Annotated in this window: 11 protein-coding genes; 8 read left to right on the top strand and 3 right to left on the bottom strand. The window is 62.5% G+C overall.

Annotated features, from left to right (window positions below):
* Positions 1-193: 193 nt before the first annotated feature.
* The gene (locus G7Y82_RS08300) at positions 194-1,426 is read right to left on the bottom strand and encodes a c-type cytochrome (protein ID WP_168147545.1); all 1,233 of its coding nucleotides are present in this window, start codon (positions 1,424-1,426) and stop codon (positions 194-196) included.
* Positions 1,427-1,602: 176 nt separating this feature from the next.
* Between G7Y82_RS08300 and G7Y82_RS08295 the strand changes: the two genes are divergently transcribed.
* Positions 1,603-2,586, top strand: a complete 984-nt coding sequence (locus G7Y82_RS08295) for a LysR family transcriptional regulator (RefSeq protein WP_168147544.1) — start codon at positions 1,603-1,605, stop codon at positions 2,584-2,586.
* A 19-nt stretch (positions 2,587-2,605) separates the two neighbouring features.
* On the opposite strand, the gene hutC is transcribed toward G7Y82_RS08295, so the two are convergent.
* Together hutC and G7Y82_RS08285 are read right to left on the bottom strand one after the other, a co-directional pair.
* Positions 2,606-3,379 carry a histidine utilization transcriptional repressor HutC gene (gene hutC / locus G7Y82_RS08290; RefSeq protein ID WP_240954141.1) on the bottom strand — a complete coding sequence of 258 codons (774 nt, stop codon included), beginning with the start codon at positions 3,377-3,379 and terminating at the stop codon, positions 2,606-2,608.
* Positions 3,376-4,731 carry a formimidoylglutamate deiminase gene (locus tag G7Y82_RS08285; protein WP_168147543.1) on the bottom strand — a complete coding sequence of 452 codons (1,356 nt, stop codon included), beginning with the start codon at positions 4,729-4,731 and terminating at the stop codon, positions 3,376-3,378. The genes hutC and G7Y82_RS08285 overlap by 4 nt, the downstream gene beginning before the upstream one ends.
* Positions 4,732-4,834: 103 nt before the next feature.
* Here G7Y82_RS08285 and hutI point away from each other — a divergent pair, with 103 nt between their 5' ends.
* From hutI to G7Y82_RS08250, 7 genes are all read left to right on the top strand, one after another.
* A complete protein-coding gene (gene hutI / locus G7Y82_RS08280) occupies positions 4,835-6,073 on the top strand; it encodes an imidazolonepropionase (protein WP_168147542.1) in 1,239 nt (412 codons plus the stop codon).
* Positions 6,070-7,614: a histidine ammonia-lyase gene (gene hutH / locus G7Y82_RS08275; RefSeq protein ID WP_168147604.1), complete on the top strand. Its 1,545-nt coding sequence runs from the start codon at positions 6,070-6,072 to the stop codon at positions 7,612-7,614. Before hutI ends, hutH begins: the two co-directional genes overlap by 4 nt.
* On the top strand, positions 7,611-8,438 hold the full coding sequence (gene hutG, locus G7Y82_RS08270; RefSeq protein WP_168147541.1) for an N-formylglutamate deformylase: 828 nt from the start codon (positions 7,611-7,613) through the stop codon (positions 8,436-8,438). Before hutH ends, hutG begins: the two co-directional genes overlap by 4 nt.
* A gap of 18 nt (positions 8,439-8,456) precedes the next feature.
* The gene (gene hutU, locus G7Y82_RS08265) at positions 8,457-10,121 is read left to right on the top strand and encodes a urocanate hydratase (protein ID WP_168147540.1); all 1,665 of its coding nucleotides are present in this window, start codon (positions 8,457-8,459) and stop codon (positions 10,119-10,121) included.
* Between the two features lie 28 nt (positions 10,122-10,149).
* Positions 10,150-10,749 (top strand): HutD/Ves family protein, encoded by a 600-nt coding sequence (locus G7Y82_RS08260; RefSeq protein WP_168147539.1) that lies wholly within the window; start codon positions 10,150-10,152, stop codon positions 10,747-10,749.
* Between the two features lie 618 nt (positions 10,750-11,367).
* The gene (locus G7Y82_RS08255) at positions 11,368-14,217 is read left to right on the top strand and encodes a TonB-dependent receptor plug domain-containing protein (RefSeq protein WP_366515637.1); all 2,850 of its coding nucleotides are present in this window, start codon (positions 11,368-11,370) and stop codon (positions 14,215-14,217) included.
* A 126-nt stretch (positions 14,218-14,343) separates the two neighbouring features.
* Positions 14,344-15,462 carry an NHL repeat-containing protein gene (locus G7Y82_RS08250; protein WP_168147538.1) on the top strand — a complete coding sequence of 373 codons (1,119 nt, stop codon included), beginning with the start codon at positions 14,344-14,346 and terminating at the stop codon, positions 15,460-15,462.
* Positions 15,463-15,535: the final 73 nt, after the last annotated feature.

The following is a 15,535-nucleotide window of genomic DNA, read 5'->3' as shown; positions in this document are numbered from 1 at the left end:
ACGTCCACGCACGCGCCTGCGAGCGGCGCGCCGTGGCATTGGATTGAAAGGGCTTCGGTTTCGACATCACGTATGGCGCAAGCATGGTTATCCGTCCTTAGAGCTTCTTGTGTTCGGCAGCGACTAATCAATGAGACCTGGATCGTTACGATTTAGCGGAGCTAAACGCAGCTCAGCTCAGAGCAACCGCCACTCACCGCATGCGATCGATGTCCTCCGGCTCGACAGCTGGGGCCGAGTTGCCCCAGGAGTTGCGTACGAACGTCAGCAGCGCCGCCGCCTGCTCATCGCTGAGCTTCTGCCGGAACGGCTTCATCGATTGCCACGGACGCTGCCATTCGAGCGATGGCGCTTCCGGCGGTGTCCGCGGGCCATTGATCACCAGGTCGATCAGCGACCACGGCTCCGGCGCCTGCGCAAACGCACTCCCGGCCAACGGCGGCGCGGTATCAGCGGAACCCAGGCCAGTCGGCAGATGGCAGGTGCCACAATTGATGTCGTATTGCTTGGCGCCCAGTGCCATGACCTTCTCACTGGGCTTGCTGGGTACGGCGCCGGCCGGTGACAGGCTCTTCAGGTAGACCGCCATCGCCTGGGTGTCCGCTTTTGTCAGGTAGCGCGTGCTATTCAGCACGACCTCGTTCATCGTGCCCATCAATCGCGCATGCGCGCTGATCCCAGACTTCAGGTACGAGGCAATATCCGCCTGCGACCACGCACCAAGGCCATGGGGCGATCTCGTGAGGTTCGGCGCCCCCCGGGCGACGCGTCCGCGATCCTCGTCAAGATCGAAGAAAGACCCGCCGGTATAGAGCGAGCCCCTCTTCTCGGCACCGAGCAGGTTGCGCGGCGAGTGGCAGGCGCTGCAGTGCGCGAGCGCCTCCACCAGGTATGCACCGCGATTCCACTCCGTCGACCGCGTCGGGTCCGAGACGAACGTCCCCTCGTCGAAAAAGAGCGCATTCCAGATGACCATCAGCTTGCGCTGGCTGAAAGGAAACGACAGCTCGTTCTGCTTCGCCGGAGCGACGACCGGCTTGAGGTTCATGAAGAACACGTAAAGCGCGTGCAGATCCGCGTCGGTGATCTTAGTGAAATTCGTGTAAGGGAAGGCCGGGTATAGCGGCTCTCCGTCTGGACGGATGCCGTGACGCATCGCAGCCTCGAACTGCTCGAATGACCAGTTGCCGATACCCGTCTTCTTATCGGGCGTGATATTGGTCGAGTAGATCGTGCCGAAGTCGGTTGGAAATGCCACGCCCCCCGCAAGCACAGCGCCACCCGGCGCTGTGTGGCAGCTTACGCAATTGGCCGCGCGCACCAAGTATTCGCCACGCTCGAACTCCGTCTCTCCGTGCGCCGCACCGAGCGGCAGCAGAAGTGCAAGCCCAACCGCAATCCGGCGCGCGAACTTCACCGAAAACATGACGACCCCCGAACCGAGCGCGATCCGCTCCGGGGTGCTTACAGCAAGATTCGCGCCCAATTACGTCTATACAAACTGTCGTATTTGACTGTACATTAAATTCATCAAACGACGGCGCTGCGCAAAAATAATGCAACGACGCCCGGTTTGCGCCATGACCTAGCACTTCGCGCACCATGCCTGATCAATCGCACGAGATACCGGACGGCGGCGACAACGCGCTCCCCCCCGTGCGCGCCATTCAGGCCTTCGAAGCCATAGTGCGGCGCGGCAGCGTCGCAGCAGCAGCCGATGAACTCGGCGTCTCATCCGGCGCCGTCAGTCAGCAGCTACGAAAGATCGAACGTGAACTCAACGTCAGACTGATGAAGCGCGATGGCCGCTCGCTGACGCTGACTTCATGGGGGCGTGTTTACTACGAACAGGTCAGGGCCGCCTTCGATCAGCTACGGCGCGCACAGCATCGCCTGCAGGTGGCACGGACCAAACAGGGCGTCGTCATCAGCACCCCGCCCTCGCTGGCAAGCTGGCTGCAGCGCACACTGCTGGAGTGGAGCCTGGAAAATCCGACGGTCAGCCTGCGCGTGATCGGCGCCGACAGTGAACCGTCACTCTTGGATGAGGGCATCGACTTTCGCCTTTGCTACGGCACCAATGCGCGGCGGCATGACCGCTTTTCCGAGCTGTTCCGAGACACCATCGTGCCCGCGTGCGCCCCAAAGCTGCTCCGCGGCCTCACCGTGCGCAACGAAGTCGACATCTTGGCAGGGCCGCTGATCGAGATTGACGGCGACAAGTGGCACCGCGCGCCACCATCCTGGTCCGATTGGGCGTGGTCATGTGGCCTGCCGCCGCCGAGACAGGAGAGCCGTCTCGTAGTCTCGCCGGCCGGCACCGCGATCGACGCAGCGATCGGCGGTGCGGGCTTCGTGCTCGGCCCGGTATCGATCATCGCCGATCACGTCCGGCAGGGCCGGCTGACCGTGCCGATCGATCGCCGCATTGATTTGAACGAGCCGTATTTTCTGGCGTGGGAACGCAATGCACTTGACCGTCGCCCGTGCGCAGACCTGCGTCACGCCCTGATCGCGGCTGGGCGCGCTCAGCAGCGAACCTGCATTGACAGCACAACGCCACTCACCGCGGATACAGACGCTTAGCGCCCAGTCAGCGCGGCACTCAGATGGCCTTGAAGCTGGCAACGAGCTCGTGGAGGGTGCCTGGATAGCTCAGGCGCACGAAGGTGATCGGGACGGCGCTCATACTGCGCGTCGTCCGCTCGACGACCAGACACGGACTGCCGGCCTTTACCTTGAGACGTGCCGCCACATCTGCAGCCGCGCCGGACGCACGGATGCGATGCTCGGCAACCGCCCACGGAACCTGGCGCAGCAACCATGCGCCGGGGGAGATGTCAGCGAAGTCGACGCTGGCGACCGTCGGCACGGCATGCAGATTGATCAAGCGATGCTCATCGCAGAACGGCAAGTTGCCCGCAAAGTGGCGACAGATGAGTTCGAGGACCGACATCGACTCTTCCGTGCCCATCAACGTGCGGTCAGCGCGCGTCGCACGCCGCTTCTGCCGCGCGAGGATTTCAAAGCGATAGGGCTGCTTCAGCGCCTCGACTTCGGCTTTGATGTCGGCGATCGACAGGACAGCGGATGTCGAGTGCGGCCGCTTGACGAAGCTGCCGACCTTACGTCGGCGCTCGATGATCCCTTCTCTCGCGAGCTGTGTGAGAACTTTGTTGACCGTCATTCGAGAGCAGCGGTACTGCAGCATCAACTCGTGCTCGACCGGAATCCGCTGCTCAGGCTGCCAGCGCCCAGACATGATGTTGGCCTGGATGTCCGACAGGATGCGTTGATGCAGCGACGTCCCCCCGCCCTGTATTTCGCGATCCGCCTTTGCCGACTTGGTCTTTTTCACTTGCTCACGAATTTCCTTCAAGCGCACAGCTCCGTTATTGCTTTTTTGTAAGCGGTTTGCACACGTTCACGCTGCCGGTGGCGGCCATTTTCAACTTGCTTGATGCCGTTCACCCACAGGCAATCGACGACACCGCCGGCACTTGCAAAAATCCAAGAATCCAGCACCGCGTCGCCACTCCGCCCGATCGTCGCCGGGACACTGACCGTCAGACTGACGAGGTCGGCATCCGCCCCTTCTGCGATGCCGAAGCGCGCGTCCGCCAATGCCCGCCTTCCACCGTCCAGCGCGTACGAGAACAAAGCCGCCCCAGTCGACTGCGCCCCCCGTTTCACCACATTACGGACTTTACGTGAAAGTCGCTGTGAGTACTCGAGAAGAGACAGCTCGCCGCTGACACTGATGCACACGTTCGAGTCGGTACCGACTCCGAAGCGCCCACCAGCTTTCAAGTATTCCGCAACAGGGAAGATTCCGTCACCGAGATTCGCTTCAGTGAGCGGGCACAGGCCAACGACCGCACCACTTCCGGCAATGCCACTCACTTCGTCGGCATCGACATGCGTCGCGTGTACCAAGCACCAGCGCGCGTCGACCGGAGCGTGATCGAGCAGCCAGCGCACCGGCCGTGCGCCGGACCACGCGATGCAGTCGCGAACTTCACCCAGCTGTTCGGCGATATGGATGTGCACAGGCGCTTCGGGCAGAAGCCGCGCCACTTCGGTGAGTTCCTGAGGATTGACGGCGCGCAAACTGTGTGGTGCCACGCCAACAATACCGGACGGCAGCTTCGCCACCAGTTGCCGACAGCGGTCACTCAGCCGCGCATAGCTGTCGAGATCCGAAATGAAGCGGCACTGCCGTTCGTTCGGCGGCTGCGCACCAAACGACGAGTGGGCATAGAACACCGGCAACAAGGTCAAGGCGATGCCGGTGTGCGCCGCAGCAGCCACGATGCGGCCAGCCATTTCGGCGATATCTGCGTACGGCCGCGCGTCGACATCGTGATGCAGATAATGGAATTCGCCGACGCGGCAATATCCGGCCTCCAACATCTCGACGTAGGCCTGTGCGGCGACCGCTTCAAGCTGATCCGGTGACATACGCAGCGCGAAGCGATACATCGTCTCGCGCCAGCTCCAAAAATTGTCGCTCGCCGAACCGCGCACCTCGGCCAAGCCCGCCATTCCCCGCTGAAACGCATGACTGTGCAGATTCGACAGCGCCGGAACAATCATCGCGTGACGTTCGTCGCCAGCTTGAGCAGCAACGGATGTCTCCAGCTTCGCGATACGCCCATCAAGCAAATGCAGGCGCGCCGATTGGACCCAGCCATCAACCGTCAGCAATTGCTCTGCAAACAACACGGCCATTCACACTCGCTCCCACTCAATGCAAGCGAAGCGCTTGCAATTCGAATTTATATGACTATACATTAAGACGGTCACGGAACACATCTCCACCCGGACTCCGCAGATGCCCGTCGAGGCTCCCAACAAGTCAGCCGCTCCAGAACGCCTGTGGCGCAATGCGCGACTCGCCTGCATGACGCTTGAGGCCGATGGCATCGGCGAAGTCGCCGACGGCGCCCTTCTCGTGCGCGGCGACCGCATCGCGTTTGCCGGTCCCGAGCGAGACGTTCCACCCGCGACGACACAGCAGCGCGAAGTGATCGATTGTGGCGCGCGCTGGATCACACCGGGCTTCGTCGACTGTCACACCCATCTCGTTTACGCCGGAAACCGTGCAGCGGAGTTCGAGATGCGCCTGCGCGGCGCGAGCTATGAGCAGATTGCCTCGAGTGGCGGCGGCATCCTCTCGACGTTGCGCGCCACACGCAGCGCAAGCGTCGATCAGCTCGTTGAACAATCACTGCCACGCCTGGACGCCTTGATCGCCGAGGGGGTCACAACACTCGAGATCAAATCCGGCTACGGCCTCGATCTCGACACCGAGCGCCGCCTGCTGACCGCCGCGCGCATGCTCTCACGCATCCGGCCCGTGCATATCCACACCAGCTTTCTCGGCGCACACGCGGTGCCGCCGGAACTGCGAGGACAACCCGACACTTACGTCGACCGCCTGATCAAGGAAATGTTGCCGGCGCTCGCCGAAGAAGGGCTCGTTGATTCTGTCGACGGATTCTGCGAGAGCATCGCGTTTTCCCCGACCCAGATCGAACGGATATTCGACGCGGCCACCGCACGCGGCATTCGCGTCCGGCTGCACGCCGATCAGTTGTCCAACCTCGGTGGGGCCGGTCTCGCGGCGCGCTACCGCGCATTGTCGGCCGATCACCTCGAGCATACGGACGAAGCCGGCGCCGCCGCGCTCGCGGCCGCGGGCACGGTGGCCGTCCTGCTGCCGGGGGCGTTCTACTTTCTAAGAGAAAAGACATCGCCCCCGGTCGACCTTTTACGCCGATACGAAGTTCCCATCGCCGTGGCGACCGACTCGAACCCTGGCACCTCCCCCCTGACGTCCCTGCTGTTGGCCATGAACATGGCCGCAACACAGTTCCGCCTGACCGTGGACGAATGCCTTCGTGGCGCAACGCGCAATGGTGCACGCGCGTTGGGCCTCGAGCAGGACGTGGGTGTCTTGGAGCCAGGAAAGTTTGCCGACTTTTCGATCTGGAACATCGAGAGCCCTGCGGAGCTCGTTTATCGAATCGGCTTCAACCCGCTGCACTCCCGAATTTGGAGAGGTCGATGATTACGATTGCACTCAAGCCCGGCGCGACGACACTGGACGATTGGCGGGCCATCTACCGCGGCGCCATGCCGCGACTCGATAGCTCATGCCGCGAAGCAGCCGAACGCGGCGCTCTGGCGATTTCGCGCATCCTGGCGAAGGGCGCGCCGGTCTACGGGATCAACACAGGCTTCGGCAAGCTCGCCACGGTCCGCATCGAAGACGCCGACCTCGAACGCCTTCAACGAAATATCGTTCTCTCGCACGCAGCCGGCACCGGCGAGGCGCTACCGACACATATCGTGCGGCTGATGATGTCGCTCAAGCTCTCGAGCCTTGGCCAGGGCGTGTCAGGCGTACAGCCAATGACGCTGGACTTTCTCGAGGCCATGCTGACCTCCGGCGTCATTCCCGTTGTGCCGTCGCAGGGCTCGGTCGGCGCGTCGGGCGATCTTGCGCCACTCGCGCATATGTCGGCAGCCATGATTGGCGTCGGCGAAGTCGATACACCGACCGGGCGCATGACGGCGACCGACGGCCTCGCACTTGCCGGGCTGCGGCCGCTGAAGCTGGGGCCGAAGGAAGGCCTGGCGCTGCTCAATGGCACACAATTCTCGACAGCGGCCTGCCTGGCCGCACTCTTCGAGGCTGAAGTGCTTTTCCAGTCGGCGCTTGTCACCGGCGCACTGACAACCGACGCGGTTCGCGGCACTGACGCCCCGTTCGATCCGCGCATACACGCCGTCCGCCGCCATCAAGGGCAGATCGAGGCGGCCGCCGCGCTGCGCGAACTGATGTCCGGGAGCCCGCTGCGCGCATCGCACTTGACCGACGACGATCGCGTGCAGGATCCGTATTGCTTGCGCTGTCAGCCACAGGTGATGGGGGCCTGCCTCGATCTGTTGCGCAAAGCGGCTGCATTCCTCGCCACCGAAGCGAACGGCGTATCGGACAATCCGCTGATCTTCGCCGACAACGACGAAGCCCTGTCCGGCGGCAATTTCCACGCCGAACCGGTCGCGTTCGCGGCCGACATGATCGCGATGGCGGTCTGCGAAATCGGTTCTCTTGCGGAACGTCGCATCGCGATGCTGATCGATCCGGCGTTGTCGAGCCTGCCCGCGTTCCTCACGCCGCGTCCGGGCCTGAACTCCGGCTTCATGATTCCGCAGGTCACCGCCGCTGCGCTGGTTTCCGAGAACAAGCAGCGCGCGTATCCCGCCAGCGTCGACTCGATCCCGACTTCGGCCAATCAGGAAGATCACGTCTCGATGGCCGCACATGGCGCGCGCCGCGTGCTGCCCATGATCGAAAACGCCACCGCGGTGGTCGCAATCGAATTGCTGATGGCAGCACAGGGTTGTGACTTCCGCGCGCCGTTGAAGTCCAGCACGCCACTCGAAGCCGTTCGCGCGACGCTGCGCGATCACGTGCCCACCCTCGAAGACGATCGGTACATGCACCCTGATATGGATGCCGCGATCAAGCTGGTCCGCGCCGGTGCCGTTGTCGACGCAGTCGACATGGCACTTCCGCAGGTCTTACGGACCGAGCCGGCATGACCGACAGCCCCGACTGGTTGTCGCTGCGGCGAGGTGACGCCCCGTTACTACTCAGCATCCCGCACGCAGGCACCGACCTGCGGGGGCTGGAAAGCCGGTTCGCATCTTCGTGGCTCGCGCGTCGCGACGCCGATTGGTGGCTCGAGCACCTCTACGGGTTCGCGGCCGGGCTCGACGCAACAATCGTGCGCACCACGGTGTCGCGGAGCGTCATTGACGTGAACCGCGATCCGTCCGGTCAATCGCTCTATCCCGGGATGGCGACCACCGAGCTGTGCCCGACGACCAGCTTCGACGGTGAGCCGCTGTACCTCGATGGCGCATCGCCCGATGCCGCCGAGATCGACATCCGCCGCACAGCATATTACGAGCCGTACCACGCGACGCTACAAAGTGAGATCGCGCGCCTACGCGCCCGACATTCGTGCATCGTGGTCTACGACTGCCACTCGATTCGATCACAGATACCGCGGCTGTTCACCGGCGTTCTGCCGCAGTTCAACATCGGCACCAATGACGGCCGCGCGTGCGCCTCGGAGTTGAGTGACGCGCTCGCCGCCGTCTGCGCCGCCTCGTCGTACAGCCACGTCGTCAATGGCCGCTTCAAGGGCGGCTACATCACGCGCTCACTCGGCCGCCCTTCGGAGGGCGTACACGCCGTGCAGATGGAGCTCGGCTGTCGAGGCTATATGCACGAATTCGAAACCGTCACGCCCGACAACTGGCCTCCCCCATACGAGCCCACGTTTGCGGAGCCGCTACGCGCGGTCCTGGCCACCGTACTCGATCGCTGCCTGCAATTCGCTCTTCGCCCTACGCCGTAGACAAAAATAGGTTTCCTCATGCTTCGACTCGACAAATCCCGCGTCATCCGTGCGCCGCGCGGTTCGACCCTGAACGCTCGCAGCTGGCTCACCGAAGCGCCGCTGCGCATGCTGATGAACAATCTCGACCCTGATGTCGCCGAACGCCCGGAGGAGCTGGTGGTGTACGGCGGGATCGGTCGCGCCGCACGCGATTGGGAGAGCTTTGACCGCATCGTCGCGACGCTCAAGCGCCTCGGCGACGACGAGACGCTGCTCGTCCAGTCCGGCAAGCCGGTCGGCGTGTTTCGCACACACCGCGATGCTCCACGCGTACTGATCGCCAATTCCAACCTCGTGCCGCATTGGGCAAACTGGGAACACTTCAGCGAACTCGACCAGAAAGGGCTGATGATGTATGGCCAGATGACGGCCGGCTCCTGGATCTACATCGGATCGCAGGGCATCGTGCAGGGCACGTACGAGACCTTCGTTGAGATGGGGCGCCGCCACTATGGCGGAAGCCTCAAGGGCCGCTGGATACTCACCGCCGGCCTCGGCGGCATGGGCGGCGCACAAACCCTCGCGGCAACCATGGCCGGTGCAAGCTGCCTGGCTGTCGAATGTCGACAGTCCAGCATCGACTTCCGCCTGCGTACGGGTTATGTCGACGTTTGCGCGAAAGATATCGACGAAGCGCTGGCCATCCTCGACGACGCGAAACAGACGGGCAAGGCGATCTCTGTCGCGTTGCGCGGCAACGCGGCCGACGTCTTGCCAGAGCTGCTGAAGCGCGGCGTAAAGCCGGATGCCGTGACCGACCAAACCTCTGCGCACGATCCGGTCAACGGCTATCTGCCGCAGGGCTGGACGATCGAAGAATGGGAAGCACGCCGCACGACGGACCCGAAGGGCGTCGCCGAGGCAGCCAAGGACTCGATGGCGACACACGTCAAAGCCATGCTCGAATTCCATAAACAGGGCATTCCAACCTTCGACTACGGCAACAACATCCGTCAGGTCGCTCAGGATCGCGGCGTGTCCGATGCCTTCGCGTTCCCCGGCTTCGTCCCCGCGTACATCCGCCCGCTGTTCTGCCGAGGTATCGGGCCGTTCCGTTGGGCCGCGCTGTCCGGCGATCCGGAAGACATCTACAAGACCGATCAGAAAGTGAAGGAGCTGATCCCCGACGATCCGCACCTGCACAACTGGCTCGACATGGCGCGTGAGCGCATCCATTTCCAGGGCCTGCCGGCGCGCATCTGCTGGGTCGGCCTCGGTGATCGCGATCGCCTCGGCCGCGCGTTCAACCAGATGGTGGCGAACGGCGAACTGAAAGCGCCGATCGTCATCGGCCGGGACCATCTCGACTCGGGTTCGGTTTCGTCGCCCAACCGCGAGACCGAATCGATGCAGGATGGCTCCGATGCGGTGTCCGATTGGCCGCTGCTGAATGCGCTACTCAACACAGCAGCCGGCGCAACCTGGGTTTCGTTGCATCATGGCGGCGGCGTCGGCATGGGCTTCTCCCAGCACGCGGGCATGGTGATTGTCTGCGACGGAAGCGCCGAAGCCGACGCTCGGCTCGCACGCGTGCTGTGGAACGATCCGGCCACCGGCGTCATGCGCCATGCCGATGCCGGTTATGAAATCGCGATGGACTGCGCCCGCGAGCGTGGCCTCGACCTGCCGAGCATGGAGTGAACTCAAGCGGATCGACCGGGGTGGCCGCATGAAGGTGCAACGTGCGGCCACCCATCTGCGCATGCCATGGAAGAACGGTGGCGGCGAGACTCTTGAGATCATCCGATTTCCGCCGGAAGCCACGCTCGAGACGCTCGACTGGCGCATCAGTATGGCCCGCGTGGCACAAGATGGACCGTTCTCGAGCTTCCCCGACATCGATCGGACGTTGTGCATCATCGCTGGCGCCGGGCTTGAACTCGACTTCGGTGCCGACGGTGGGGTACAGCGCCTGGCTCACGGCGATGCTCCCTTTGCATTTCCCGCCGACCGCCCATTACACGCGCGACTCATCGACGACCCCGTCACCGACCTCAACATCATGGCGCACCGCAGTCGCTATCGGCATGCGGTACAACACATGACACTCGCCGGGCACCGAACCAGAACGACGCAAGCCAAGCATCTTCTCGTCTTCTGTATCGGCGGTGAGGTGGAGCTGATGCTCGACGATGATGCCCCGATCCATGTCACGACTCACGATTGCGCATGGACAAGCGATGCGCATCTGCACACCGTCACCCTGACCAACGCCGGCGACGACGGCGCCGCCATCTACTGGATCGAGCTGTTTTCAAATCCGGTCTGACGGTCGACCGGACGTCATCGGCCTGAACGGCCAGCTGCCGCAGCGCGGCCAGTGCGAGTCAGGAGCGCGCCGGCGCCGCCGCCTAATCCCGTCGGGGTGATGCCCCGCCCGGGAACGTCATACGCGGCGCTGCGCCCCATTTTAGATATATACAAAATAGATTCGCTCACTCATGGTGCGATGTCGCACGACACATCGGCGGCACGACATCCCGCGTCCCGCAGCGTCTATTTCAAGCTCAATTTATTGATGTAGAAAAATAATTTTCCATCACCCTTCTTCCCCAGGGATTCCGTTTGGCGATCGTCGAAGCTCCCGAATCCGCGCCCCCGCACGACAAGCGCCCGTGGCATGAAAAATGCCTCCTTATTTATCTAGACTTTTGATCATATATGTCTATATCAATTTAACGCGTTGTCTTCGCGGATACAGGCAGGAGCCATGGGGCATGGGCTTTTGATCGAAGTTGGCATGCATCACTCACTCAACTATCAACGGGAGTTGGAGTTCATGGTTTCGATCAATTTGAGCCCGAGGAAGCGGACAGGGGGGGCACGGAACGCTGATTTGCGTGCGACATGTAGTCCGGTCAGCCGGCACGGATCGTCGGCCGCCTTTGTGCTGAGTCTGGTATCGTTGGCCGCGGCGCAATTTGCGCATGCGCAGGAAGTTGCGAGCCCATCGGATACGCCCTCAGCGAACACCGAAGCCGCCGCGGGTGGCGCCGGCATCGAAGAGGTTGTCGTCACCGGCACCCGTATTGTCCGCGATGGCTACAACGCGCCGACGCCCGTGACGGTCATGGGCACCGAGCAATTGCAGTCATTCGCATCGCCGAATATCGCCGACGCGATCAACACGATGCCCGAGCTCTCCGGTAGCGCGACGCCGGCAACGTCGGTGACCACGGCCAGCTCCGGTGCTTCCAACATCAACGCTTTGAACCTGCGCGCACTCGGCACGAACCGCACGCTGGTGCTGGTCGACGGCCGCCGCGCGGTGGCTTCGTCGATGTCGGGCCTGGTCGACATCAACCTCATTCCGCAGGACTTGGTGAAGAGCGTCGAGGTCGTGACCGGCGGCGCTTCGGCCGCCTACGGTTCAGACGCCCTGAGCGGTATCGTCAACTTCGTCCTCGACAAAGACTTCACGGGCACCAAGCTGACGGCACAGACCGGCTCCACCACCTACGGCGACGGCGACAACTGGATGGGCGGCCTGACGTATGGCACTGCCTTCGGGGCGGGTCGCGGCCATTTCCTGTTCAACGCGAACTACCGCAACCAGGACGCCATCCCGATCAACGACCGGGACTGGAACCTCAAGGGCTGGCAGTTCATGAACAACCCGAACTACACGGCAACCAACGGTCAGCCGCGTCGCTTGCTGCTTGATCAGGTCGCGCCGAGCACGGGCTTCGCCGGCGGTGTGATCACCGATACCGCGTTTCGCGGCACTGCCTTCGGCGTTGGCGGTTCGCCCTATCAGATCGAGTACGGTGACCTCGTATCCGACCCCGACATGCATGGCGGCGATTGGAAGTTGACCCAAGTTCGCGGCACGCGCGCAGGCAGCAGTCTGCTCGGTGGCTCGAAGACCGCCAGCTTCTTCGCACGCGGCTCTTGGGACCTGACGGAAGACGTCAATATCTTCGCGCAAGCCTCGTACTCGCGCGATCGCAACCACAACTATGCGTTTTCGCTCGAAGACACCGGCAGCATCACCCTCAGCGTCGACAATGCCTTCCTGCCAGAAAGCATTCGTGAGGCGATGATCGCGCAAGGGGTCAGCACGTTCCATTACGGCAGCATGCACACCGACCTTCCGATCGTCGACGCGACAAACGATCGAGAAGTCGCCAGCCTGCTGGTCGGCGCGCAGGGCAAGTTCGGCGGCACCTGGACCTGGAGTACGTCTTACCAGCACGACATTTCGGAGTTCAAAAGTGTCGCAAAGGGGATGTACTACAACCCGTACCTGGACCTGGCGTACGACTCCGTCATTGATCCGGATACAGGTGCGGCGGTCTGCCGCTCCACGCTTACCGACCCGACCAACGGCTGCAAGCCCTACAACCCGTTTGGCATCGGGGTCAACACGCAGGGGGCCATCGACTATGTGACCGGCAACGGCACGACGATGTGGCGAAAGCAGCAAATGACGCAGGATGTCGCCGCCTTTACGGTCAACGGCACGCCGTTCGCGACCTGGGCCGGAGATGTATCGATCGCCACCGGCGTCGAATGGCGCATGGAAGCCATCGGCAAGGGCCGCAACGATGAGCTGTCGCCGACTCAGGACTGGTGGGTCGGCGGCTATCAGGTCAGCAAAGGCAGCTACAACGTCAAGGAAGCATTTCTGGAAGCGGTCGTTCCGCTCGCCAAAGACCTCCCGGCCCTCAAGGCGCTTGACCTCAGCGGCGCATTCCGTGAGACCGACTACAGCACGTCCGGTAGCGTTCAGACCTGGAAGCTGGGCCTGAACTGGACACCGGTTGACGACGTCCGCTTCCGTACCACCCTGTCGCGCGATATCCGTGCACCGAACCTCGAAGAGCTGTTCAGCAATGGCGGCGGTGGCGCACCGGCAATCGAAAACCCGTGGCGCAGCAACGAAACCGAGTACATCACCTCGCCGCGCATCGGAAACTCCGAGCTGACCCCGGAAAAGGCGGACAGCTTCGGCGGCGGCGTAGTGTTGACGCCGCGCTTCCTGCCGGGCTTTGCGCTGTCGATCGATTACTGGAGAATCGATATCGACGACGCGATCGGCCTGCCGGCGACGCAAGACATCATCGACGGATGCTACGAGGGGCAAACGACGTTCTGCTCGGCCATCGACTTCGCCGACGACGGCTCGCAAAGCATCGATGTGGTCCGCCGTGTTCCGTTCAACTACACGACGCTCAAGGCTCGCGGCATCGACTATGAAGCGTCATACCGCTTCCGGCCGAGCGCGATCATCGCGGCGATTCCCGGCGTTGTGCAAATCCGTGCGCTGGCCACGAACTATCAGAAGATGGCTTCGAACATTGACGGCGTCGTCGACGACACCGCAGGCCAGAACACCTCGTACGGCCCGCCGAGCTGGAAGTGGAACGCGTCGATCAATTACGCCGTCAGCGCATTCCGCGGCTCTGTCATGGCACGCGGGATCAGCTCCGGCGTCTACGACAACGACTGGATCGAGTGCTCAACGAATTGCCCGACATCGACAACGAAGCAGGTAACCGTCAGCGACAACCACATCCCGAGTTCGATCTTCTGGGACGCGTCAGTGACTTACACACTGCCGTTCACAGACGCCGATGTCGAGAGCTTCGTGAACGTTCGCAACGTTTTTGATCGTGACCCGCCGATCGTCGCGCCGAACCCGGGCGGTTACAACTACACGATGCCGTCATCCAACGCACAGCTGTACGACGTACTCGGCCGCACCTTCACGATCGGCCTTCGCGCAAAGTTCTAAGTGGTGGTCCCCCAAGTCGCGGGGCGGTTCGCCGCTCCGCGCTTTTTGATCTTTTGGCGAGCGCTTTCATCCGCCATGTTTTTTCGGAGATTTCAGCTCATGCGATTTTCATTTGCTAAGTGGGTCATGGGCACCGCCCTGGCACTACTGGCCTGTACAACCCACGCCGCCGAGCCGGACGCCCCCAAGGTTCCGGAGTACGCGCTCGACACCAGTTGGCCGAAACTGCCATTGCCCAACCACTGGGCACTAGGCCTCATTAACGGCATTTATGTCGACGCTCACAACCATTTGTGGCTCTACCACAGCCCGGAGCTGGTGCCGAAGTACGCACTTGGAGCGGCACAGAACCCGCCCACTGGCAAGTGTTGCGTGGCGGCTCCAGCGATCATCGAATTCGATGAAGCCGGAAACGTGCTGCGAGCCTGGGGCGGCCCGGAGGACGCGAAGGTTCAAGGTTATGACTGGCCGACAGCGGGCCATGGGCTGTACGTCGACTACAAAGGGAATATCTGGATCGGTGGCAGCCAGACGCGCGTCGCCGCCGACGGCAGCCCGCCGGACGGCCTCTACCTGAAATTCAGCCCGGACGGGAAGTTTCTGCTGCAGATCGGCGGCAAGGGGCCCTCCAAGGGAAGTCTCGACACGACGATGCTGAGCGGCGCCGCCGCCGTCGATGTCGACCCCGCGACCAATGAGGCCTTCATCGCCGACGGATACGGCAATCATCGCGTCATCGTCTTCGATGCCGACACGGGCGAGTTCAAGCGGCAGTGGGGCGCCTATGGAAAGCCGCCGACCGACCTCAAGATCCCCAGGTACGATGGCGGACCGACCCTTCCGAAGCAGTTCAATCTCGTTCACTGCATTCGAATCGCCAAGGATGGTCTCGTATACGTCTGCGACCGCCTCAATGATCGCCTGCAGGTCTTCAAAAAGGACGGCACCTTCGTAACCGAGCACGTCTACGAGCCGATGACGCGTGGTTCCGGGTCTGTCGGTAACGTCAGTCTTTGGCCCGACGAGAAGCAGACTTTCATGGTGATGAACGATCCGGGAAACTTTCAGACCGTCATTCTGCGTCGCTCGGATCTCTCGGAGGTCGCACGCTTCGGCCATTACGGAACCTGGGCGGGTGAGTACCACCGCAATCACCAAATGGAATTCGACCTCAAGGGCAACATCTACACGTCGGAAGACCATCGCGTGCAAAAGCTCAGGATCGTCAACGGCGTCACGCCGTAATTCGCGACGAATGACGACTTCGGCAGCCCGTCTTCGCAGTTTTTCTAAGCGAGAACGCAGCCCTGCTTCCGTA

The organism is Solimonas marina (assembly GCF_012241385.1).
GTDB classification, from domain to species: Bacteria; Pseudomonadota; Gammaproteobacteria; order Nevskiales; family Nevskiaceae; genus Solimonas; species Solimonas marina.
The sequence above is the reverse complement of the archived record's forward strand: the minus strand, read 5'-3'. Positions and strand labels throughout refer to the sequence as shown.

Excerpts from the sequence above, each read along its gene's own strand:
- hutH (WP_168147604.1), top strand. The coding sequence starts at position 6,070 with ATGATTACGATTGCACTCAAGCCCGGCGCGACGACACTGGACGATTGG.
- G7Y82_RS08285 (WP_168147543.1), bottom strand. The coding sequence starts at position 4,731 with ATGGCCGTGTTGTTTGCAGAGCAATTGCTGACGGTTGATGGCTGGGTC.
- hutU (WP_168147540.1), top strand. The coding sequence starts at position 8,457 with ATGCTTCGACTCGACAAATCCCGCGTCATCCGTGCGCCGCGCGGTTCG.
- G7Y82_RS08295 (WP_168147544.1), top strand. The coding sequence starts at position 1,603 with ATGCCTGATCAATCGCACGAGATACCGGACGGCGGCGACAACGCGCTC.
- hutG (WP_168147541.1), top strand. The coding sequence starts at position 7,611 with ATGACCGACAGCCCCGACTGGTTGTCGCTGCGGCGAGGTGACGCCCCG.
- G7Y82_RS08260 (WP_168147539.1), top strand. The coding sequence starts at position 10,150 with ATGAAGGTGCAACGTGCGGCCACCCATCTGCGCATGCCATGGAAGAAC.
- hutI (WP_168147542.1), top strand. The coding sequence starts at position 4,835 with ATGCCCGTCGAGGCTCCCAACAAGTCAGCCGCTCCAGAACGCCTGTGG.
- G7Y82_RS08300 (WP_168147545.1), bottom strand. The coding sequence starts at position 1,426 with ATGTTTTCGGTGAAGTTCGCGCGCCGGATTGCGGTTGGGCTTGCACTT.
- G7Y82_RS08250 (WP_168147538.1), top strand. The coding sequence starts at position 14,344 with ATGGGCACCGCCCTGGCACTACTGGCCTGTACAACCCACGCCGCCGAG.